Origin of the sequence: Salinimicrobium xinjiangense DSM 19287 (assembly GCF_000423585.1) — a bacterium.
In the GTDB taxonomy this organism is placed as follows: domain Bacteria; phylum Bacteroidota; class Bacteroidia; order Flavobacteriales; family Flavobacteriaceae; genus Salinimicrobium; species Salinimicrobium xinjiangense.
On record NZ_AUIG01000002.1, the window covers coordinates 242,474 to 264,649 of the forward strand.

General features: G+C 42.0%; 18 protein-coding genes and 1 tRNA gene. 14 read left to right on the plus strand and 5 right to left on the minus strand.

Features of this window, described 5'->3' with window-relative positions; genetic code table 11:
• Positions 1 to 33: 33 nt before the first annotated feature.
• From G564_RS0103300 to dusB, 3 genes are all read left to right on the plus strand, one after another.
• On the plus strand, positions 34 to 2,973 hold the full coding sequence (locus G564_RS0103300) for a glycoside hydrolase family 3 N-terminal domain-containing protein (protein ID WP_029036404.1): 2,940 nt from the start codon (positions 34 to 36) through the stop codon (positions 2,971 to 2,973).
• 202 nt (positions 2,974 to 3,175) lie between these two features.
• Positions 3,176 to 5,587 (plus strand): outer membrane beta-barrel family protein, encoded by a 2,412-nt coding sequence (locus G564_RS0103305; protein WP_029036405.1) that lies wholly within the window; start codon positions 3,176 to 3,178, stop codon positions 5,585 to 5,587.
• Between the two features lie 303 nt (positions 5,588 to 5,890).
• Positions 5,891 to 6,883 carry a tRNA dihydrouridine synthase DusB gene (gene dusB, locus G564_RS0103315; RefSeq protein ID WP_029036406.1) on the plus strand — a complete coding sequence of 331 codons (993 nt, stop codon included), beginning with the start codon at positions 5,891 to 5,893 and terminating at the stop codon, positions 6,881 to 6,883.
• 70 nt (positions 6,884 to 6,953) lie between these two features.
• Here dusB and G564_RS0103320 read toward each other — a convergent pair whose 3' ends face one another.
• Positions 6,954 to 8,153 carry an ABC transporter permease gene (locus G564_RS0103320; protein ID WP_029036407.1) on the minus strand — a complete coding sequence of 400 codons (1,200 nt, stop codon included), beginning with the start codon at positions 8,151 to 8,153 and terminating at the stop codon, positions 6,954 to 6,956.
• 3 nt (positions 8,154 to 8,156) lie between these two features.
• Positions 8,157 to 8,552 carry a 30S ribosome-binding factor RbfA gene (rbfA, locus tag G564_RS0103325; protein ID WP_029036408.1) on the minus strand — a complete coding sequence of 132 codons (396 nt, stop codon included), beginning with the start codon at positions 8,550 to 8,552 and terminating at the stop codon, positions 8,157 to 8,159.
• 167 nt (positions 8,553 to 8,719) lie between these two features.
• On the opposite strand from rbfA, the gene mce reads away from it, so the two are divergent.
• Positions 8,720 to 9,169, plus strand: a complete 450-nt coding sequence (gene mce / locus G564_RS18475) for a methylmalonyl-CoA epimerase (protein ID WP_051205282.1) — start codon at positions 8,720 to 8,722, stop codon at positions 9,167 to 9,169.
• Between the two features lie 82 nt (positions 9,170 to 9,251).
• Positions 9,252 to 9,325, plus strand: a tRNA-Ile gene (locus tag G564_RS0103335).
• A 151-nt stretch (positions 9,326 to 9,476) separates the two neighbouring features.
• Here G564_RS0103335 and G564_RS0103340 read toward each other — a convergent pair.
• Together G564_RS0103340 and G564_RS0103345 are read right to left on the minus strand one after the other, a co-directional pair.
• Positions 9,477 to 10,100, minus strand: coding sequence for a thioredoxin family protein (locus G564_RS0103340; RefSeq protein WP_029036409.1), 624 nt, complete (start codon positions 10,098 to 10,100; stop codon positions 9,477 to 9,479).
• 268 nt (positions 10,101 to 10,368) lie between these two features.
• Positions 10,369 to 11,178 carry a hypothetical protein gene (locus G564_RS0103345; RefSeq protein ID WP_029036410.1) on the minus strand — a complete coding sequence of 270 codons (810 nt, stop codon included), beginning with the start codon at positions 11,176 to 11,178 and terminating at the stop codon, positions 10,369 to 10,371.
• A 472-nt stretch (positions 11,179 to 11,650) separates the two neighbouring features.
• Here G564_RS0103345 and G564_RS0103350 point away from each other — a divergent pair, with 472 nt between their 5' ends.
• The 9 genes from G564_RS0103350 to G564_RS19785 all read left to right on the plus strand — a co-directional run bounded on the left by G564_RS0103350 (position 11,651) and on the right by G564_RS19785 (position 19,187).
• Positions 11,651 to 13,174: a hypothetical protein gene (locus G564_RS0103350; protein WP_029036411.1), complete on the plus strand. Its 1,524-nt coding sequence runs from the start codon at positions 11,651 to 11,653 to the stop codon at positions 13,172 to 13,174.
• Between the two features lie 286 nt (positions 13,175 to 13,460).
• Positions 13,461 to 14,678 (plus strand): DUF481 domain-containing protein, encoded by a 1,218-nt coding sequence (locus G564_RS19780; RefSeq protein WP_051205283.1) that lies wholly within the window; start codon positions 13,461 to 13,463, stop codon positions 14,676 to 14,678.
• 134 nt (positions 14,679 to 14,812) lie between these two features.
• Entirely contained in the window at positions 14,813 to 15,436 is a 624-nt protein-coding gene (locus G564_RS0103365) for a hypothetical protein (RefSeq protein ID WP_029036412.1), read from the plus strand.
• Positions 15,433 to 15,732, plus strand: a complete 300-nt coding sequence (locus G564_RS0103370; protein ID WP_029036413.1) for a winged helix-turn-helix domain-containing protein — start codon at positions 15,433 to 15,435, stop codon at positions 15,730 to 15,732. Before G564_RS0103365 ends, G564_RS0103370 begins: the two co-directional genes overlap by 4 nt.
• Before the next feature lie 75 nt (positions 15,733 to 15,807).
• Positions 15,808 to 16,149 (plus strand): hypothetical protein, encoded by a 342-nt coding sequence (locus G564_RS0103375; protein WP_051205284.1) that lies wholly within the window; start codon positions 15,808 to 15,810, stop codon positions 16,147 to 16,149.
• A gap of 18 nt (positions 16,150 to 16,167) precedes the next feature.
• Positions 16,168 to 17,409, plus strand: coding sequence for a DUF4153 domain-containing protein (locus tag G564_RS0103380; RefSeq protein ID WP_029036415.1), 1,242 nt, complete (start codon positions 16,168 to 16,170; stop codon positions 17,407 to 17,409).
• A gap of 93 nt (positions 17,410 to 17,502) precedes the next feature.
• On the plus strand, positions 17,503 to 18,273 hold the full coding sequence (locus tag G564_RS0103385; RefSeq protein WP_029036416.1) for an oxygenase MpaB family protein: 771 nt from the start codon (positions 17,503 to 17,505) through the stop codon (positions 18,271 to 18,273).
• 18 nt (positions 18,274 to 18,291) lie between these two features.
• Entirely contained in the window at positions 18,292 to 18,660 is a 369-nt protein-coding gene (locus tag G564_RS0103390; RefSeq protein ID WP_029036417.1) for a ribosomal maturation YjgA family protein, read from the plus strand.
• Positions 18,661 to 18,773: 113 nt separating this feature from the next.
• The gene (locus G564_RS19785) at positions 18,774 to 19,187 is read left to right on the plus strand and encodes a BLUF domain-containing protein (RefSeq protein ID WP_051205285.1); all 414 of its coding nucleotides are present in this window, start codon (positions 18,774 to 18,776) and stop codon (positions 19,185 to 19,187) included.
• Between the two features lie 83 nt (positions 19,188 to 19,270).
• On the opposite strand, the gene G564_RS0103400 is transcribed toward G564_RS19785, so the two are convergent.
• Positions 19,271 to 22,147 (minus strand): M16 family metallopeptidase, encoded by a 2,877-nt coding sequence (locus tag G564_RS0103400; RefSeq protein ID WP_029036418.1) that lies wholly within the window; start codon positions 22,145 to 22,147, stop codon positions 19,271 to 19,273.
• Between the last annotated feature and the right edge of the window lie 29 nt (positions 22,148 to 22,176).

Sequence of the window (22,176 nt, forward strand, 5' to 3'; positions counted from 1 at the left end):
CATACTAAAGAATAAAAACATTAAGCTTCAAAAATGAGAAAATTTTCTGCCCTTTTCCTGCTCCTGGCAATAGGCCTAAACCTGCCGCTGCAGGCTCAAAATGCCAAACCTCCATTTCTGAAGTACACTAACAGCCAATGGGTGGATTCCATAATGAAAACCCTGTCGCCCGATGAACGTATTGCGCAGCTTATCATGGTGGCGGCATACTCTAACCGGGGGGAGCAGCACAGGCAGGAGATCCTGAAGCTCATAGAGGAACAAAAGATTGGTGGACTCATTTTTTTCCAGGGAGATCCTGCGAGTCAGGTGAAGTTGATGAATGAATATCAGGCGGCTTCAAAAGTGCCACTTTTGGGTGCTATTGATGCCGAATGGGGATTGGGAATGCGGCTGGACAATACTATTAGTTATCCTTTTCAAATGGCTTTAGGAGCAATTCAGGATGAAGATCTGTTATATGAGTTGGGTACCGAAGTGGCCCGGCAGGTAAAGAGAACAGGGCTGCACCTTAATTTTGCACCTGTGGTTGATGTTAATAATAATCCTGATAATCCCGTTATAAATTTCCGTTCTTTTGGAGAAGACAAATACAATGTCGCGAGAAAGGCCAAAGCTTATATGCAGGGGATGCAGGACGGGCAGCTGCTCACAACGGCAAAACATTTTCCCGGGCACGGAGATACAGATACTGATTCGCATTACGCACTGCCGCAAATTAATCATCCGAAAGTAAGACTGGATTCCCTTGAACTATATCCTTTTAAGGAGATTCTTAAAGCAGGAATCGGCGGCGTAATGGTGGCGCATCTCAACATTCCGGCGCTGGATTCCACAGGTGTGCCTTCTACATTATCAAAGCCAATTATTACAGGATTGTTAAAGGAGAAACTGGGGTTTGAAGGTCTTATAGTGACCGATGCCATGAACATGAAGGGAGTGACCGAAGGGAACGAACCCGGAGTTGTCGATAAAGATGCTATCCTGGCAGGAAACGATCTTCTGGAATTTACCGAAGATGTACCCAAAGCTATTTCTGAAATTAGAAAAGCCATCAACCTCGGACTCATTTCCCAAAAGGAGATCGATGCCAGGGCAAGAAAGATACTTGCAGTAAAACAATGGGTGGGCCTGAATGATTATGAAGCCACGCCGGTAGAAGATATTTTGGATGAAATAAATACTCCCGAAGCAGAATTTCTCAATCGCAGGCTTGCAGAAGCTTCACTTACAGTACTAAAGAACAGGAGAGATATTTTGCCGGTGCAGGGACTGGATAGCCTGCGCATAGCTTCAGTTTCTTTTGGAGCCAAAAAGCAAACAGTGTTTCAGAAAAGTCTGGATCTGTATGCGGGGATGACCCACTTTAATCTGCCGGTAAATGCTTCGGAAATTATGGTGAAGACCCTGAGAGATCAGCTGAAAAATTATGATCTTATCATTGGAGGGATCCATGACCAGAGCAAATTTCCACGAAATACCCTGCGGTTGAATAAAAATGTTTTGGAGCTAATATCAGAACTCGCACAGCAGGGCCATACAATTTTTGCCCTTTTTAAGAACCCGTATGTAATGAGCAAGATTGATGGGATCGAGGCAGCACCGGGACTTATTGTTGCATATCAGGATAGCAGGGAAACCCAGGAAGTCGCGGCCCAGCTTATTTTTGGAGGGGTAGGTGCCAACGGAAAACTTCCGGTAAGTGTGGGAGAAAAATTCAAAGCCGGTGACGGACTCGAGGTTCAGGGCGGAATTCGTTTCAGTTATACTTTGCCTGAGGCTGCAGGCATGGATTCAGAGATCCTTCATACCCGTATCGATTCCCTAATGAATCTGGCAATGCAAATGAAAGCTACTCCCGGAGCCCAGATCCTGGTGGCGCGCAACCGGAAAGTTGTATTCCATAAGGCATATGGCGAACACACCTATTTTGACACCATAAAAGTGAAAAAGGATGATGTTTATGACCTGGCTTCAGTAACAAAAATTTCCGCAACCATGGCAGCCTTGATGAAGCTGAATGAGCAGGGGAAGTTTCAACTAGACGGTACCCTGGCAGATCATCTTCCATCTTTCCGAAGATCGAATAAAGCCGACATTCCTTTCACAGATATACTTACCCATCAGGCAAGATTCCGGCCCTGGATCCCTTTTTGGAAGGATACAAAAAAAGAAGATGGCGGCTTCAAGAGAAGGACATTTAGTAATACGCCTTCAGAAAACTATCCCATTCAGATCAGAGAAGGAATGTATTTGCATAAGAATTATCCGGATAGGATAGTAGAGGCAATCCGGGAGTCTCCTTTGCGGGAAAAGAAGGAATATGTGTATTCCGACTTCTTTTTTATCCTGGCTCCGCGGGTTGTGGAAAGTCGAACTGAGCTAAGCTTTCCGGAATTTCTTGAGAAGAACTTCTATGAACCCTTAGGTGCCGCTTCTGTCGGTTTTAATCCGCAGCTGCCTTTATACAAGATCGTGCCTACAGAGCATGATTTTTTGTTTAGACAGGAGCCTATTCATGGTACGGTACATGACGAAGGTGCTATAATGCTGGGCGGAGTTTCGGGACATGCAGGTTTATTTGCAAATGCAAATGACCTGGCAAAGCTGCTGCAAATGTACCTTGACGGGGGGAAATATGGCGGGAAGCGGTATCTGGAGCAGGAAACGCTTCAGAAATTCACCCAAACAGCATTTCCGGAATCTGGTAATCACCGCGCTTTAGGTTTTGATAAGCCATACTACAATGAGAAAGGGGAGAGCAGAAATACGGCACAGGATGCATCGGCAGCCAGTTTTGGTCATACAGGCTTTACCGGAATAATGGTCTGGATGGATCCCGAAGAAGATCTGCTCTACCTGTTCCTTTCGAACAGGGTTCATCCTACCAGAGATAATCACAGGTTGTACAGCCTTAACACGAGAACCGAGATCCACCAGGTGCTTTATGACGCCATTAAAAGTTACAGGTGAATATATTCGGTTCGGTTATAAAAACCGGTTTGTGAAATCTCTTGTTTATACATTTTTATCCTAAAAAATATTAATGTTCTTATAGGCTAGGTAGGCTATGAGGAAATAAAGTGGAATTTCCTCATTAATTTCTATGTCTTATCAAAAATGCTATATTTGTTTGATTTTGTTACCCTTATCAAGCACTAACCAACCATTTTGCATGACCAATTTATACAGCCCCCCACTGTTCCTGTTTATATTTTTGTGTTCTTTTTCAGGTTTTAGCCAGCATTCCGTCGAGGGAAAAGTAGTCGATTCCAACAGGAATCCCGTTGCTTTCGCTAATCTTATTCTCCTAAATGCCCAGGATTCTACAACAGTTTATAAAGGTGCTGTTTCTTCGGAAGCAGGGGATTTTAAATTCACAGAAGTAGCCGAAAACGAATACCTGCTAAAAGTCAGTTTTGTTGGATTTGGAGACCATTTCAGGAAGATTAAGGTGTCAAAAAATGAAAATTTGAGTCCGCTTGTGCTGCAGGAGGACACGGCTACCTTAAATGAAGTTTCTATTAACTATAAAAATCCTTCAGTAAAAAGAGAAGTAGACCGGCTTGTGTTTAGTGTTGAGAACACAACTCTTTCCACCGGAAATTCTTGGGATATTTTAAAGAGGACACCGGGGGTGATCCTGTCAGGAAACAGTCTTATGGTAAGAAATCAGGGAGTGCAGGTTTATATCAATGACCGGAAGGTGCAGCTCACTGCTTCAGAATTACAGACGCTGCTGGAAAATTATTCCGCCGAAAATATAAAATCCATTGAGGTCATTACCACGCCACCGGCACGCTACGACGCCGAGGGCGGTGCGATTCTCAATATTGTTACGACAAAAAGTATTGCTCCCGGGTACAAAGGGAATATTAACGGCGCGTGGACACAGGCAGTATTTCCGAAGTACCAGCTGGGAACGAGCCATTACTATAAAACAGAGAAATTAAATCTCTTTGGTAATTATACATTTTCGCCAAGAAAGGAATTTAAGGAAGACGAGAGCTATATCAACTTCAACGATGGGAATGGAAATATTCCGGCCCGTTGGGAAACAGATTTTGAACGTATTACGCGCTCTAAAGCTCATAACGCCAATTTACTTTTAGATTATAACTTCGATGATAACAATGTGTTGAATTTTTCTTCCAGCTTCACCTTTTCTCCCGGTAAAACCTTCGACAATGATGTGATGACAAGAGTTTTTGAAGGCAATAATGAAGTTGGGAACCTACTAACTGAAAGTGAACTTGAAGAAGATCTTTCTAATGTTGCCCTGGATCTCGAATACCGGCATTTACTTCAAAAACCGGGGGCTCAGTTTTCCGCTAAAGCGCATTATACGCGATTCGACCAGGACAGGGATCAGCTAATTCTCACTAATATAGAAGAGGGGGCACAAAGTCAGGAATCCTCCTTTACAACCCTTGCACAGCAGCATATTAATATTGCCACCGGCCAGCTTGATTTCATTAGTCCTTTAGGGGGAACCAGTTTTGAGGCCGGATTAAAAGCTTCTCTAATTGATTCTGAAAGCGGAATAGATTATTACAGTATAGATCCTGCCACGGGGCAGCAGGTTTATGAGCAGCAACAGTCTGACAATTTTCTCTATGACGAAAATATTTATGCAGCATATCTCTCCCTTGCAAAAGACTGGGAGCGATGGAGTGTCAAAGGTGGTTTAAGAGGGGAATATACAGATCGCACGGGAGAGTCCAGATCTATGAATGAAATTGACGACAGAAAATATTTTGAATTGTTTCCTACATTTTATCTGCAGCACAATTTTAATGAGAATAACAGTCTCACCTTCGACTACAGCAGAAGGATTCAGCGGCCGCGATATGAAAGCCTTAATCCATTCAGATATTATTTAACCGAATTTGATTTTAATTCAGGTAATCCGGAACTAAGAGCTTCGATCAGCAATAATTTCACCCTGAGCTATGCTCTCAAAAATCAGTATTTCTTTGATCTTTACTACAGGGACAGTGGTGAAACTCCTGAAACATTGAGCTTTCAGGATAATGAGCAGAGGCTAATCAGACGGGTGAGTGTAAACCTGCTCGAAAGTAAATCCTACGGACTAGATATTAGTCATGGCCGTTCAATTGCCAACTGGTGGTATGCCTACGCCTATGTTTCTCTCTTTAATGAGGAACGTACGTTTATGGCCATTGAAAGTGGAGATGTACCGGTAACCATAGATATTGATGCTTATTATGCGAGCCTTTACAACAATTTTATTATTTCCAAAGACGGTACTCTCACAGGAGAATTCAGCCTTACCTACGTTTCGAATTTTCTAAGTGGTTCCTATATTATGGATCCCTTTACCACCCTGTCTCTGGGCTTAAGGAAGACGTTGTGGAATAACCGCGCTGAACTCAGCGCAAATGTGGAGGACCTTCTCGATGAGACCAACACCTGGCTAAAGTCTCAATATCTTAATCAGGACAACGGCTACTTCGCCCAACCCGAGACCCAATATGTACGGGTAGGTTTCAAATACAACTTCGGAAACTTCAGACTCCGCGACAACCAGAGAGCTATAGAGGCGGCGGAGAGAGATAGATTGTAGATTTAATATTGTATATGGAATATTTTATATAGAAGAAGCACCAAGCACCAAATTCCAAATTCCAAATTCCAAATTCCAAAAAATTAAAAGGTAATTGGTTAATTGGGGAATGGTTGTTCTGCGAAGATCTGCGTGATCTGCGGGAAACATTTTCAATTAACAGTGATCAATAAACAATAATCAGAAATACCACTTCGACCACCCTCAACCAGACAACATCAATTCGTGTATTCGTGGCTATTTATTCTCAAACCTTGGAACTGAATTAATTTCATTATTTTTGCAGCCTGAAAAACAGTTGTTTTGGCGAAAATAGGAAACATAGATGTAGGAGAATTTCCGTTGTTGTTAGCACCAATGGAAGATGTGAGTGATCCACCGTTTCGTGCATTGTGCAAGGAGCAGGGGGCCGATGTTGTTTATACCGAATTCATTTCTTCAGAAGGGCTTATTCGTGATGCCGCAAAGAGCGTCATGAAACTTGATATTTACGAAAAAGAAAGACCTGTAGGCATTCAGATCTTTGGAGCCAACCTGCACTCCATGCTACAGTCGGTAGAGATTGTTGAGAAATCCGGGCCGGATATTATAGATATCAACTTTGGCTGTCCGGTAAAAAAGGTGGTTTCTAAAGGTGCAGGAGCAGGGATCCTTAAAGATATTCCGCTGATGGTTTCCCTTACCGAAGCTATGGTGAAGCACACAAAACTTCCTGTTACCGTTAAAACCCGTCTTGGATGGGATGCCGATTCCATAAAGATCGTTGAGGTAGCCGAAAGACTGCAGGATGTTGGAGCCAGCGCTATCTCTATCCACGGCCGCACCCGCGTACAGATGTATAAGGGAGAAGCGAACTGGGCACCGATTGCCGAAGTAAAGAACAATCCGCGTATGCACATCCCAATTTTCGGAAACGGAGATGTTGATACACCCGAAAGAGCCATGGAAATGCGCGATAAATTCGGACTTGACGGCGCCATGATCGGTCGGGCCAGTATTGGCTATCCCTGGTTTTTTAGAGAAGTAAAGCATTTCTTCGAAACAGGCGAACAGCTTGCTCCACCCAGCCTGGAGGAGAGGATAGACGCTGCCCGTCGTCACCTGCAAATGGCAATAGACTGGAAAGGGGAGAAGCTTGGGGTTTTTGAAACCCGCAGACATTATACGAATTACTTTAAAGGCATTCCACACTTCAAGGAATACCGGCAAAAGATGGTGACAAGTGATGACGCAGCCGATGTCTTTGCCGCTTTCGATGAGGTGGAAAGAGATTTTGCCGGCTACGAGTTCGCTTAAGGTCCTCTCCTAATAAGGTGTCAAAAATGACATTTTTAGGACCTCTTTTATAAGGCCCGCTTTAACCGGTCTATGCTTCCAATGCCTTTTTACTTCTGCTGGCGGCGATCCAGGAGGCCATCATGCCTAAAGAGGTGATGGTGACCATCACGATGATCACATTTTCCCAGGTAATAGCTACGGGGTAGGCAAGGCTGGGAGTGATCATTACCAGATCATATTCGAGTTGCAGGTAGACAAGAGCAAGGGAACAGAGTATCCCGATAGTACCCCCCAGAACAGTCATAAAAACTCCCTGGGTAAAAAAGATATTCCTTATCTGGTTTGGGGCTGCGCCAAGACTGTGCAGGGTTTTGATGTTTTCCCTCTTGTCCAGGATCACCATAATTATAGATCCTACCACATTAAAGAGCGCAATAATCAACACCAGGGTGAAGATGAGATAGACCGCAAGATTTTCTGTGTTGAGCATTTTATAGAGCGCATCATTCAGCTGTGCCCTGTTCTTGATCTCGACCTGCTCACCAAGGGAAGCTCTGATATCGGCCTTTATAGTTTCCGGATTGGCACCGGGGCTGAGCTTCAGTTCAATTCCCGTCACCTCATTAGGCTTCAGGCTAAGCAGGTCCCGCGTAAATTCCAGCGGAGCAAATATAAATTTATCATCCAGCTCTTCATTAATACTGTAAATGCCCGATGCTACTACTCTTTCAGAATTAAAAGCACGGGTAGGGTCGAGCTCCTGTCCTGTTCCGGGTCTTGGGACCAGGATCTCCAAAAGGCTCATATAATCGAATACCCCCAGGTTTAGTTCCCGGGAAATGTTATTTCCTATGACCACCTGTGATTCTTCTGGATGAAACCAGGTGCCTCGAACCAGGGCACTGTCGAGTTTGTTGACCTTCAGGAAATTTCCATCCACTCCCTTTATATAAGCGGTTTTATTCTTCGACCTGAAGGTGAGGAATACCCGCTCCTCGATAACCTCCGAAAAATGTAAAATTCCGTTGATATTTTTCAGGCGTTCCCTTTCTTCCGCAGAAAAGCTGAAAGTCTTTCCGCTGGAGGGCAAAACCTTGAGATCGGGGTCATACTGATTGGAGAAGGAAAGGCTGAAATCTTTTAATCCTGTAAAGCCCGAAAGGACTATAAAGAGGGCAAAAGCCCCTGCAAAAACCCCGATAGCCGCGATGATCGTGATGATGTTGATGGCATTGTTACTGCTTTTAGAGAACAAATACCGGCGGGCTATGTAAAAGGGGAAATTCAAGAATTATGATTTTTTCCGTCGTGACAACAAATCGGGCTGTTCGATGGGGTTCTCATCTCCCTTGATCGATTTTTCAATGTTTTCAATGTAGTCCAGGGAATCATCTATGAAAAATTCCAGGTGGGGCATTCTTCGCAACTGGTGTTTGGTGCGTTGTGCCACTTCATGTCTTATTTTAGGCTTCAGCTCATTGAGCTCTGCAAGGATCTCCTTTGAGTTCTTCGTCGGAAAAATGCTGAGGTAAGCTTTTGCCTGGGAAAGATCTGTGGTGACTTTTACTTTAGAAACAGAGATCAAAATACCCGTTCTTCCTGCATCTCTTAGGTGAGACTGGAGAATATCGGCCAGATCCCGCTGTATCACTCCGCCTATTTTTTTCTGTCTGTGTGTTTCTTCCATGCTACAAAAATAGAACATTTAACGCTCAAATCTTAAAATCTACGTTAATAGCTTTTAGTTTTAGCTTCAAACTCCCATGACTTTTTATCTTTAATCAGGGAAAAGGCCGTGAGTAATCCATCTGTGGCTACAAAGGCTTTATATTCTGAATAAATTTAAATGTAAAAATGAAAAAGATTGAACACATAGGAATTGCCGTAAAAGACCTTGATGCGGCAAATGAAGTTTATGCAAAACTACTTCAGACAGAGAGTTACAAAACTGAAAAAGTAAAAAGCGAAGGGGTGGAAACCTCTTTTTTTAAGGTAGGAGACAGCAAGATCGAATTGCTGGCCGCAACTTCGGAAGACAGCGCTATTGCTAAATTCCTTGAAAAGCGGGGAGAGGGCATTCACCACATTGCCTATGAGGTGGCCGATATAAAAGCTGAAATGAAGCGCCTAAAAGAGGAAGGTTTTGAATTGATCTCCAAAAGACCAAAGAGGGGAGCGGACAATAAACTGATCGCTTTTTTACATCCCAAATCGGCCAATGGAGTGCTGGTGGAATTATGCCAGGAGATAGAGAAAGAAGAAGATACTATTCCTATTGGCGATGAGGTGTGGGAGGATTTGTAGGTGCTGTGAAAATATATTTTTGAAATGCTTGTGAAGTAAAGGACAAATATCTAAATTTGCGCCCTCATAACACCAATGAGCCGGTCCTATAGCTCAGCTGGTTAGAGCACCTGACTCATAATCAGGTGGTCCCTGGTTCGAGTCCAGGTGGGACCACAAAAAAATCCTCGCTTTTGGCGGGGATTATTTGTTTCTAAGTGGGTAAATGCCGTAAGGCTCGCCTCATTGGGCATATAATTTGAAAGAGTTTCCTCTTAATATCTACGACAGGGTAAACAGCTTACTTAAGCAGTCCATTATTATAAATCTAACTTTGGAGCAAAAGCCTTTCCTGCTCTTCGGCTTTGCCAACTATGTCTATCAGTTCGTTTATGATACTCGCACCTTTATCCTTATTGTACCACATTTGAAGCTGAGTTTTAAAGGCTGCATCGATCTTTCCAAATTTCTCTTTATAGTCACTCACCAGTTTGGTAGCTGCAGCTGATCGCGGGCCCCAGGTGGCGATTACATCAAGATCAGAATTCAGGATGATAAGTTTTGGAATGGATCGGGTGCCATTGGTTAAAAAGTGATCCATCAGCTCGGGATGCTCGTCTCTCATGATAACTCTGAGGTCGAGATTTTCTGAAGCCTCTGCAAGCTTATTGAGAACCGGTAAGGTCTGGGCCGCGTCACCACACCAGGATTCAGTGATCACAAGCCATGTTTGCTGCATCCTGAGTTCTTTAAAAAAGGAGATTTCAGGTTCCTGCAGACGGAGCTTCTTATTCAAACGTTGGGATCGCGTGAGGTTTAAAGCGGTGAATTCTACCCTGCTTTGATCTATTTCTCCGGTTGTACTTTGGGAAAGCACAAGCTTTTCCATTAGATCCATGTATTTCTGATAAGTCAAAGAATTTTCCAGGCCGGAGATCAACTGTTCTTTCATAAGATGAAGATTTAAAAGTGCAATTTTAAGTTTATCCTCTGCAAAGAAAAATGACCGTACTCAGCTTAGGGGGCATTTTTGGAAAAAGCTTTAAATAGCTTTAGGATAAATTCGACCTGCATTGAATCACCTGTAATAACTTCCTCTCAAAAATGTCATTTTTGACACCTCTTTGGTGGATTGCATTAAAAGAATCACCGTAAACGCAGTCTCTTTTCTTCGCCCTTGGTTGGGATGTTCCCTGAGAGAACACTATTATATTAAAACATTACACTAATTTCTTTAAAACCCTTATCCAACCCTCAATGAATTTTTTTCTCTTTTCTTCAGGTAATAACTGAATGGAAAGAAAGGGATTTAGATCTTCCAGTTCGACCAGGAGCAGCCTTCCATCCTTCAGGCGGCAGGCGTCTACACGGGTGATTCCGGTTTTAATATTGTTCCAGTTTATAAATTGTTCGGCAAACCGGAGATCCTCATGGCTGGGTTCATAGACCTTTAAATCCCATCGCCGGGATTTGTCGGGTGCATATAAAGCGTATTGAAAATCCTTGTTCAAATAGTAAAAGGACACTTCATATTCGAAATCCAGGTAAGGCTGAATCAGTTTACCTGCAGGCTTTGCCTTGAGAAGTTCCTCTTTTGAGAGGATCTCCATTCCGATGGAATCAGCTCCGTTTCTAAGTTTCAATACGTATTTGTCCGGTTTTCCAAGAACATCAATATCCGTGATCTTTTCCACTGTAGGGATTACCGGAAAGTCGGATGCTGCCAGATCTAGAAGATACTGCTTCCCTTTTATATCTGCCTTCCCATCAAAGGAGTTGAATATATTAATATCTTTTTGCTTCACAGTCTCCACAAGGCGATTAAAATAATCCTGGTATTCTATTACAGGTCCTGTATTTCTAAAGACCACCAGGTCACCTTTTTCTAATAGCAGAATGGCTTGTTGTGGATGCGCTATGAGGATATTGAAATGTTCTTTAAGTCTTGAAGTGAGATACAGATCCTCTTCATAATAGTTTCTGCCTTGTGCTTTAAAATAAAAGTCTGTTAAATAAAGTATGGTTTTCATGTTCTAAATATAGGGGTGTAATATTAAGGTACATCGCGGGAATAACAAGGGAGAGTAAAGTTCCTTTATAAAAAATTTACGGTTTAAAATGATTTTAGGTTACAGTAGTTAAGTATACTTTAAGAGTGGTTCTCATTTTCCTTTTAGATTTAATGGTTTTCGCAACTTCTTAACCCATTTCCACCACCTTCATCACCTGGCTCTTAAATCATAAAATTTTTCTGTCAAAAGTTTTCATAAAGAAGGTCCAGAAGCGGATTTTTCTGTTAACGGGAAATTAAAATGTAAGAATTTTTCCCTGTTAACTTTTTAAAAGTCAGATAAATATGACAAACAATTAGTATTCTATTATGTACATGCCTGTTTATCTTTGACCTGAAAGAAATGTTTTTTCGGAGTAAAAATGCCGACGGAAAAACTTCTGACAAATTTATTAACGATTCTAAATTTTATTAATTAAAAACCATTATCTATGAAGAATTTAAAAACCTATTTCGCGTTTCTTGCAGTATTCGCGTTGATCTTTACCTCCTGTAGTAAGGACGAAACAGGGGTGGAAACCTCAACAGAAAAAGCTACGCTTTCCTTTGGAGCCATTGTGGCTGACTTAGCGAGTGACTCTACCAACAAACAATCTGATGTTGGCGATCTGCCTCAATGTTCAGAAGCTGCCCCTTCTTATGTAGAGGTTGTTTTGACGCAGGGAGACAATTACATTATTGGAGAGGATGCCCCACACAGAATTAACCTGGTAGCCGGACAGGTCTTCACCGAGGAAGATGCTGTTTTAGAACTTGACCCGGGAAATTATACCCTTGAGCATTTCGCTGTATATGATGCCCAGGGAAATCTAACCTGGATCGCACCAAAAGGTGGAGTTCTTTCTCAATTCGTTGATGTTGCACTTCCGCTTGACATAGACCTGGGTGCCGGAACAAAGAAATATGTTGATGTTTCTGTACTTTGTTATGATGACAGAGATGTGAACGAATATGGATACCAGTTCTTTGAATTTGACACTACGAAAGCTTTGGAATTCTGTTTCTTCGCAAACTATTGTACTCCTGAAGGCAGACATTTCCCTGCAAGATATTCAGTAGAATTATCTATTGAAGGAAATGTGATCTATACAGCCGAAGAGAATACTAACAATGTAGGAGTGAACAGCTTCGGAGACAATTATGCAGATCCGCTGTGTTTTGCACTACCTGATCTTTCAAGATTTGGAGATGATGAGGAGTATATCGACTATACTGTTACACTTCTTGACTGGGACGGAGTTTATGATGCTCCTGAAAACACGGTGATCACCGGAAGCCTTAGCAGAAATGAAATTATGGCCAACTTTGATGGTGATGACAACGTGGACTACGAGCACCTGAGATTTGGATGTGAAGGTGATGATACCAATACCGGAGGCGGTGACGATAACGGAAACGGCGACGGCGACGACAATGGTAACGGTGATGGTGATGATAATGGAACCGGTGACGGTGATGACAACGGCGACGGTGACGGTGATGACAACGGAGACGGTGACGACAACGGAGACGGTGACGACAATGGTGATGGAGTTGCCGAAGGTTGTGATACTGCTTACATGATTGGAGACAATGCGTTAAACGAATTAGATCGTTATAACGAAACTAACTGGGGTTGGGGTCTAATACTTGATGGAGATGCGTTTGATGATGAATATTACGAGGGTGACGGAGTTTGGAGATTCCCATTCTACGCAGGAGCCGGTCAAAATGACTGGGAAACTAAAGGCTGGGAAGCCGGTCATATCGTGATCACCAGAACGGGAAACACTCTTAGTGTAGAGTTCGATCTGTACTCTGGTGTTACAATTAATGAATCTCACATTTACGTAGGATCTGACTGGCCAACGAGCCGTGCTCCGGGACAATTTGATCGTGGAACAGATACTTTCACAGTTGGTGATACCCCGCACATCATCGTACATGCAGAAGTTTGTGGTACAGATGAAGATTAATTAAGCAGACATTATAACAGTCTGAAACTTAAAAACCTCACTATTTAATGGTGAGGTTTTTTTATACTTTCTAACCGGCTATGCAATAAATTGAAGGCAGGAACACGACCCTGCCATATTAAATCTGGCAGGTAAAATTTCACCGCATCCGGATTTTTTTGTAAGGCTTCTTTAATAAAAACTTTGTCCTTCCTTACCTTTGCAAAAATCACCTGCTTTGTTTCTAAATACTACTAAATTTTCTCTGTTCTCAGCTTTTATTAAGTGTTCAATTTTTGGATTTTTATTGTCATTTCCTGCTCATTCCCAGGTTGTAGATGCCAGTTTACCCGATAAGGATATACTCCAGGATCGCATTTCTGTTTATCTGGATTGCTCGGTCTGTGACAATTCCTATTTAAGACAGGAGATAGATTTTGTGAGTCATGTGAGGGATCCTCAACTTGCCCAGGTACACCTCTTCATTACTGCACAACAGGCTGCCAGTGGCGGGAGGGTTTTCACTCTTTCTTTTATTGGGAAGGACAGATTTGCTGAAATTAATAATAATCTTACCTATACTTCTGTTCCTACCAATACCAGGGATGAAGAAAGAGAGGGATTAAGAGCAATGATCGAATTAGGATTGGTTTCCTATCTCGCCCATACAGGTATTGCTGAAGGGATAAGGCTGGAAATTCCCGGAGAATATAGCAATAACGTCCAACCTACAGACGACCCGTGGAACAACTGGGTATTCCAGATTTATGGAGGGGCTAATTTTTACGAAGAATCCAGGAAAGGTTCCCTGGATCTTAGATATGGTGCCTACGCGGATTATGTTACTGCCGACTGGCGCATAAGGCTACGCCCTTATTTCAACTACAACCGGGATGATTACGTGCGGAATGAGGAAAAAGTGCGAAGTGTAAGGCACCGAAACGGCTTTGAGGGAAGAGCGGTTCGTAGCATCAGTGATCACTGGTCCATGGGTGTATTCCCTAGTGCGATCTCAAATACCTACGAAAATATTGATTTTGGGTATAGAATTGCCCCTGCGATCGAATATAGCCTTTTGCCGTACAGGCTGGCTCTCCGAAAGGAATATACCATGGCTTACAGCATTGGTTATCTCTATAGGGACTATCTGGAAGAAACGATCTATGGTAAAATGGAGGAAAACCTATACAACCAATCCCTCAAATTTGAAGTTAGAGTACTACAGCCATGGGGAACAGTAAGGGGAGGCCTTGAAGGCTCACACTATCTTCACGATATGAGCAAAAACCGAATCTCTCTTGATACGAATGTTTCAGTAAGAATATTTAAAGGTTTCTCAGTAGATTTTTCTGCTGATTATGACTATGTGCAGGACCAATTATCTCTTCCAAGGGGAGATGCCTCCCTGGAAGAAGTACTTCTGGGACAGAGACAGCTGGCAACTTCTTATGGTGCCTCTCTTGCTGTTGGTCTTAGTTATCGTTTTGGATCTATCTACAATAATGTTGTGAATACCCGCCTGTAACTTTTCGTACAACAGAAATTCCCGTTCCTGTTATGATAACATTTCACCCGCTTAAGTACGGGATGAAAATTTTCTGAAAAAACTTCTTTTTCATATCTTTTTCTTTATTAACTTTGAATCACAAAGTACTTTATATGAAAACAGAACAGGAGTATGTAAGAGATCTTAGCGAGATCCGCTCTATGATGGAGCGCTCGTCAAAGTTTATGTCGCTTTCCGGCTTATCGGGAATCATGGCAGGTATTTATGCTCTAATTGGGGCATATATTGTTTACAGATTATTTTATGGTAATCAGGCTGGCATTGAAAGCACCGGGGACGGACAAATGTTACAGGGGAATATAACCGAGATATTCTTGTTAGCTATATCGGTGCTGATCCTGGCAATTGGTACTGCCATTTTTTTATCATGGAAGAAATCACAAAAAAGTGGAGAGAAACTGTGGCATTCTGCCGCTCGAAGACTAACTTTTAATATGACCGTCCCCCTGTTGACAGGTGGAATTTTAATTATCCTTCTCCTGATCAAAGGCTTGACAGAGTATATTGCCGCCACAACTCTCATCTTTTATGGACTGGCTCTTTTCAACGCGAGTAAATTTACATTTCAGGAATTAAAATCCCTGTCTCTAATTGAAATAGGGTTGGGGTTGATTGCCTTTCACTTTACCGGCTACGAACTCCTTTTGTGGGCGCTGGGATTTGGGCTCATGCACATCTTGTACGGTATTTATATGCACCTGAAGTACGAAAAATGAAAACCATCATTGAAGGTCTACATAAAGCTTTTGAAAGCAGGGTGCGCCTGGGAATAATGTCTGCTCTCGCTGTGAATGACAGCCTGGATTTTACTTCTCTGCGTGAGTATCTGGAGGTCACAGATGGCAACCTGGCCAGTCACCTTAAGGCTTTGGAAAAAGAGAGATTTATTGGAGTAAAAAAGACATTTATCGATCGTAAACCAAACACCCGGTATTCCATGACGAAAGAAGGAAAAAAAGCCTTTGAAGCACATCTGGTTGCTTTGGAAGATCTAATTAGATCACAGAAATAATAGACTATATTTTTTTATCTAACCACTTTGAAACACAAAGTACTTTAAAATTTTTATAAATTAAAACTGATTATTATGAGTAAAACAAATTCGAACATTAGCCAGGCTAATTCAATTAAAAAGGCTTCGGTAGCAAAAACAGCCTTACTTGGAGCAGGTATAGGTTTACTCCTCATCCTGTTCTTCATAACCGGTGCTGAAACTCAGCCTCACTGGCCGGAGCTGTGGAAAATCAGACCTTTAATAATAACGCCTTTAGCTGGAGCACTTGGCGGCAGTCTTGCATATATAGCGACAAAACTTTTAACAAGGGAAGGATTAAATAGGATAGTTGCTATTATCCTGAGCTTCATTGGTTTTCTCATAGCATTGTGGTTGGGTATAGTGCTTGGCCTTGACGGAACTTTGTGGGACTAATCTTAATAAGTGGAGGTTATGAAAGACCAGATCATTTTATATCGTGAAGATCCTGTACAACTTGAAAAACTGTACAGATCAAATAAGAGCTTTTTCCGTAAAGAATTCAATAAAGCTTACCCGGAAATAAAAGGTAGCCAGCTGTCCCAATTCTGGCATGAAAGGCTAAATTTCGAAAACGAGGAGGTAATCCGTGGATCTTCCAGAGATCTCATTTTTGTCATTGTTGCTTCACTGATTTCGGGAATAATCGCTAAACTTCCGGCAATAGTGAGAATTGAGGAAGAATTTTTCTACCCCAGGAATATCGGGTTCATCGTGTTTCCTGCATTAGCCGCATATTTTATTTGGAAGAATAAATTATCTGCAGGGAAAACAGCAGTGATCGCCGGCGTGTTCCTCACCGCAGCAGTTTATATAAATTTCTTACCCAATGTGTCGGAGAGCGATACTTTCATCCTGTCCTGTATCCATTTATTATTTTTTCTATGGGCAATTTTGGGTTATGCTTATGTGGGAGCCAAAAACACTTACACCAAACGGCTTGATTTTTTGAAGTATAACGGGGATCTCCTGGTGATGTCTGCCCTCATCTGCATAGCAGGTGGTATTATGACCGGAATAACAATTGGGTTATTTTCAATCATAGGTTTAGACATTGAAAACTTCTATTTTGAGTATATCGTAGTTTTTGCACTCCCTGCAGTACCCATACTTGGTACCTGGCTTACGCAGTCTAATCCCCAGCTGGTAGGAAAAGTTTCTCCTGTTATTGCCCGGATCTTTAGTCCGCTGGTTTTGGTAATGCTGGTAATATACCTGGTCAGCATGGTTTTCTCCGGAAAAGATCCGTATTCCGACAGGGAGTTCCTGCTTATTTTTAACATCTTGCTCATAGGAGTTATGGCCATCATCTTCTTTTCCATAGCCGGCTCTTCGGGAGCTAAGAGGAGCAGGCTCGAGATGCTGACCCTCCTCCTGCTTTCTATTGTAAGTATAATTGTCAATGGAATTGCCCTTTCTGCCATTTTATTCAGAATTTCTGAATGGGGGATAACTCCAAACCGCATTGCTGTACTGGGAGCGAATATTTTAATTCTTATAAATCTCATTATGGTAACCGGTCAATTGCTGAAAGTCGTTTCCAATAAATCAGATCTTGATGGGGTGGGAAAGACCATTGCACACTACCTGCCTGTCTATATTATATGGGTTATTCTCGTCACCTTCACATTTCCGCTGATATTCGGATTTCAATAGCCCAGTTTTTTCTTCGGAAGGGACACGGGTAAGGTTTTTGCAGAAAAACAATTCAGAAGCAATGATGAAGGACAGAAAACTTAACAGCTTAGAATGGAATATTTTGTAGAGAAGGATTCAATAGTCCGGCAGATTTGGGGGAAGGGAGATACCATATTGTTCATATTTGCCGGGGCTTCGGCTGAATTCGCTCTGAACCGGGCTGTAGATTGGCTGTATTTCACCGGCCGTTTGCCTGCCAATCCACTGGGAAGGTTATTCTCCACCGTTTCCTATGCCCGAAAAATAGTTTTTTCTGAACAAGAGGACGCCCACCGGGCTATTGATTCCATTGCGGCAATACATGCTGCTGTCGAACAAAAACGGGGGAAAAGGATACCGGACTGGGCTTATAGGGATGTACTTTTTATGCTAATTGATTATTCGATTCGGGCTTTTGAAGTTTTTGAAAGAGAACTCAGCTTAGCCGAAAAGGAGGAAACATTTGGCGTTTTTCGCAGAGTAGGAGAGCGAATGGAAATTCCGAAGCTTCCCCAAAACTTTAAGGAATGGGAAAAAATGAGAGAGGAACATTTAGAGAATGACCTGTATAATGGAAATTTCACCAAAGATCTCTACCGGCAATACCGAAAGCACCTGGGAATTTTTCGTTACTCCCTGCTTATAGAGGCTCAAAAACTTATATCTCCTCAAAAAGTGAAATTTCTGTTGGGTTTCAATCGAGATTCGCTTTTAAGTCCTGTACTGGTAATGTATAAAAGCAGCAGGATCATTAAAGCTGACAGGCTGCTAAGAGCTCTCATCCTGCCTTCTGATTATAAAAAGGAAATAGCAGAACTGGACGTAAGGTCCGAAGAGCAGTAGATAATTAATTAGCTGAGCATGGTCTTCACCTTCAATAAAAAGTATTTTTCAGCAGCGATTCTGCTTTTCCTTGTGGAAGTTTTTATTGCACTATATATCAATGATTCCTGGATAAGACCTTATGGCGGAGATTTTCTTGTGGTGTTTTTTCTTTATTCACTGGTGAAAAGTTTCCTGAAAATATCTGTCAAAAATGCCATTTTTGGAGTACTTCTTTTTTCCTGGTTTGTAGAGGGCCTTCAGGCTATTGATCTTCTAAGCCTTCTCGGAATAGAGAAGAATTGGCTATTTGTTGTCATCTTAGGAAGTACTTTTGAATGGCTGGATATCTTAATATATACACTTGCTGCCCTCGTTATATTTTTTATTGAAGACTTAAGGCATTGATTTTCAGTTTTGAAACATTAAATCTACCGGAATTATGAAATACTTGGGATTTTTCTCTCCGCCTTTTTCTTTATCTTGAGATTAAAATTAACCATTATTTGCAAGTGTAGAATATGCAACACGCCATTTGTTATATAAGTACCGCCACCAGAGAATTCGGCAACAGCGAAATAGAAGATCTTTTTAATGCATGGAAAGAGAGAAATAAAAAAGAACAGATTCAGGGTATACTATTATATTCTGAAGGACATTTTTTTCAGGTTTTGGAAGGGGAAAGGACAGCTGTACTCGCACTGTTCAACAAGATTAATAAGGATGCCAGGCATAGTGGAATAATCCAGGTGCTGGGAAAGGATATTCAAAAAGGTTCTTTAGACGGCTATATTACCGAACACATTACTTCCAGAAATTTTTCCAGACCTGAGCTTATAGAAAGCTACTGTGAATCTGTAAAAGGAATGGACAGCAGAACACAGCAGCAAATAAAAGCTATTCTTGATTCTTTTCTGGATACCCAGGTGCTGTGACATAAGTTTCTTTTTGTTGAGAACGGAAAATTAAAAACCCCTCACAACTATTGTAAGGGGTTCTTTCAAATTCAAAAGCAGAGTTATGGTTTCACTTCCTGTAATTCAATTTCTTCAGCTTGTTTATCGATCAGTTTTACCTCATCAAAGCCCATTTCTTTGAACTGTTCAAACTGGGTAGCTGCATCTCCAACCACCAGGTAGGCCATTTTAGATTCATCAAGGTATTTCTGAGCCAGTTCCCTGTGCTGCTCAAGAGTCATGTTACGTATTATTTTTTCTTCCTCTTCAATATAATTAACAGGAAGATCATATGCGCTCATTTCCTGAAGCATGCCCAACAATGATCCCTGGGTTTCAAACCGGCGGGCGTTGGATTTTATCAGAGCATTTTTAGTGAACTCCAGATCTTCTTCAGTTATTCCTTCCCTGTATTTTGCAATCTCATCTCTAAAGATTCCTACAGATTCTCCGGTCGTGTTGGTTCTAACACTTGAAGAAGCGGTGAAAGTTCCCGGTATCTTTGATCCGCTAAAGCCGGAACGGGCTCCATAGGTATATCCTTTTTCTTCCCTCAAAATAAGATTTACATTTCCGGAGAAAGAACCTCCAAGCTTGTAGTTCATTACTTCGGCCGGGAAAAAGTCCTTACTTGTTCTGGGAAGGGCAATGTACCCAATGTTAATTACCGATTGCTTAGCTCCGGGAACATCTACGAAATAAAGAGATGCCTTGTCCCGGTTGGTCACCACCTCATATTCAGGAATGTTCACTTCCTTAGCTTCCCATCTTTGCTCCAGATCTTTAATAGCTGCAAGAGCTTCAGATTGGGAGATGTCTCCTACAACATGAAAACGGCTCACGGTTGGCGAGAAATTTTTGTTATAATAATCCTTTAAATCCTGCATGCTGATGGCTTTTACAGACTCTTCGGTTCCTGAAGTAGGATGTGCAAAAGGATGGTTCTCCCCATATAGCAGTTTATTATATACCTGGTTAGCTATATAATTTGGATTTGCCTCATTTCTTTTGATACTATTAATAGTACTGGTTTTAATTCGGGCAAGTTCTTCCTCATCCCATCGTGGCTCCAGCAGGATCTCTTCAACCAGATCCATGGTTTCTTCAAAGTTGCGTTTTAGGGTATTTCCACGAATCACTATAGATTCATTTGTTGTGTACATATTGATGTTGGCTCCCAACATGTCTATAGCTTCTTCAAGTTCTGCCGGAGTTTTATTGGCAGTACCTTCCATAAGTATATCGGTGATTAGATTGGCAACGCCGTTCTTGCTTTGGAGATCATCCAGTAAGTGTCCGCCTTCAATGACAAGGCTAAAGTTCACCAAAGGCAGTTCTGTTTGTTCAATTCCGTACACTTTAAGTTGATTGTCGAGCTCCACGTTCCATGATTCAGGAACATCCAGAGATGGGGTTTCTCCCACTTCAGGTTGTTTGGAACGATCAATTTTGGATGGCGTTCTTTCAACTTCCTGATTTGTTTCTGCTACTTCCGTCTGCACATTTTCAGTGATCTCTTCTTCTACCACCTCGGCTTTTTCAGAATTTTCGGTGATTAGCTCCAGTTGACCTTTTGGTACAAAACTGGTCATCACGTAAGGTTTATCTTTAATATATTTATTGTAAACCCGCATCACATCTTCTTTAGTGACCTTTTTGATATTTTCAATATCTTTTTCTATGTATCCCGGGTCATCTGTAAATACATCGTAGCGTGCCAACTGGAAGGATTTACCAAGAACACTGCTTATTCCATTGTAGAAATCTGTTTCAAGTCCGGCTTTAATGCGCTCTATATCTTTGTCTGTTACTCCTTTTTCTTCAAATCTACTGAAGGCTTCATAGATCCCTGCTTCTACTTCGTCCAGGTCAACGCCGGCATTAGCAGTTACCATTATCCTGAATTTTCCTGCGATTTGAGCAGCACTATTAAATGCCCGGGGTTGAGATGCCACCTCCTTTTCTTTTACAAGCACCTCATAAAGAGGAGCTTCTTTTCCGTCAGAAAGGATCTCTCCAAGAAAATCAAGGGCATAAGCGTCTGCAGTATATTGCTCTACAGCCGGCCACACCATATTTAATTGTGGAGCATTGGCAAAATTATCTTCATGATAAAGCCTTTTTGTTTGGTCCAGCTGGACGTTCTGTATTTCAAGAGGTTCTACCTCCTGGCGTCTTTTGATCTCTCCGAAGTATTTCTCCACCAGCTGTTTTGCTTCCTCTTTTTCAAAGTCTCCTGCAATGACAAGAGTGGCATTATTTGGGCCGTAATACTTGTCGTAAAATTCTCTTACGTCTTCGACAGTGGCACTTTGCAGATCTTCAAGTTCCCCAATCACCTGCCAACTGTAAGGATGCCCATCGGGAAAAAGATTTTTGTCTATCACCCACCCCGTGTGACCGTAAGGATTGTTATCTACTCTCTGGCGTTTTTCATTTTGAACTACTTCCTGTTGATTGGCGAAGGCAGATTCGGTTACTGTATTGATAAAGTATCCCATACGGTCTGATTCCAGCCACATAACCATTTCTAAAGCATTTTCGGGGACCACCTCATAATAGATGGTTCCATCCTGCCAGGTACCTCCGTTAAGAGTTCCTCCAACATCCTGTATCTTTTTGAAAAATTGATCCTGCGGAACATTTTCGGATTCCTGGAACAACATATGTTCAAACAGGTGAGCAAAGCCGGTGCGGCCTTTCTTTTCACGATTGGAACCTACTCCATATTGAATGGCTACAGAAACAATAGGATCAGACTTGTCCTGGTGTAGTACCACGTTGAGCCCGTTGTCAAGTTCGTATTTTTCATAATCTATTGAAAATCCCTGATCCTGGATGATCTCAGACTCGCCCCCTCTCAGCTTTTCACAGGAGACGTAAGTGGTCATTAGCAGGGGCATAAGAAATGCCACAGCGAGAAACCTTAAATTTTTCATGCTTATTCGTTTTAGTTAATTGATTGCTA

Excerpts from the sequence above, each read along its gene's own strand:
- G564_RS0103400 (WP_029036418.1), bottom strand. The coding sequence starts at position 22,147 with ATGAAAAATTTAAGGTTTCTCGCTGTGGCATTTCTTATGCCCCTGCTA.
- G564_RS0103375 (WP_051205284.1), top strand. The coding sequence starts at position 15,808 with ATGAGTAAAACAAATTCGAACATTAGCCAGGCTAATTCAATTAAAAAG.
- G564_RS0103380 (WP_029036415.1), top strand. The coding sequence starts at position 16,168 with ATGAAAGACCAGATCATTTTATATCGTGAAGATCCTGTACAACTTGAA.
- rbfA (WP_029036408.1), bottom strand. The coding sequence starts at position 8,552 with ATGGAAGAAACACACAGACAGAAAAAAATAGGCGGAGTGATACAGCGG.
- G564_RS0103340 (WP_029036409.1), bottom strand. The coding sequence starts at position 10,100 with ATGAAAGAACAGTTGATCTCCGGCCTGGAAAATTCTTTGACTTATCAG.
- G564_RS19785 (WP_051205285.1), top strand. The coding sequence starts at position 18,774 with ATGCAACACGCCATTTGTTATATAAGTACCGCCACCAGAGAATTCGGC.
- G564_RS0103345 (WP_029036410.1), bottom strand. The coding sequence starts at position 11,178 with ATGAAAACCATACTTTATTTAACAGACTTTTATTTTAAAGCACAAGGC.
- G564_RS0103370 (WP_029036413.1), top strand. The coding sequence starts at position 15,433 with ATGAAAACCATCATTGAAGGTCTACATAAAGCTTTTGAAAGCAGGGTG.
- G564_RS0103390 (WP_029036417.1), top strand. The coding sequence starts at position 18,292 with ATGGTCTTCACCTTCAATAAAAAGTATTTTTCAGCAGCGATTCTGCTT.
- G564_RS0103305 (WP_029036405.1), top strand. The coding sequence starts at position 3,176 with ATGACCAATTTATACAGCCCCCCACTGTTCCTGTTTATATTTTTGTGT.
- G564_RS0103385 (WP_029036416.1), top strand. The coding sequence starts at position 17,503 with ATGGAATATTTTGTAGAGAAGGATTCAATAGTCCGGCAGATTTGGGGG.
- G564_RS0103350 (WP_029036411.1), top strand. The coding sequence starts at position 11,651 with ATGAAGAATTTAAAAACCTATTTCGCGTTTCTTGCAGTATTCGCGTTG.
- mce (WP_051205282.1), top strand. The coding sequence starts at position 8,720 with ATGAAAAAGATTGAACACATAGGAATTGCCGTAAAAGACCTTGATGCG.
- G564_RS0103300 (WP_029036404.1), top strand. The coding sequence starts at position 34 with ATGAGAAAATTTTCTGCCCTTTTCCTGCTCCTGGCAATAGGCCTAAAC.
- G564_RS0103365 (WP_029036412.1), top strand. The coding sequence starts at position 14,813 with ATGAAAACAGAACAGGAGTATGTAAGAGATCTTAGCGAGATCCGCTCT.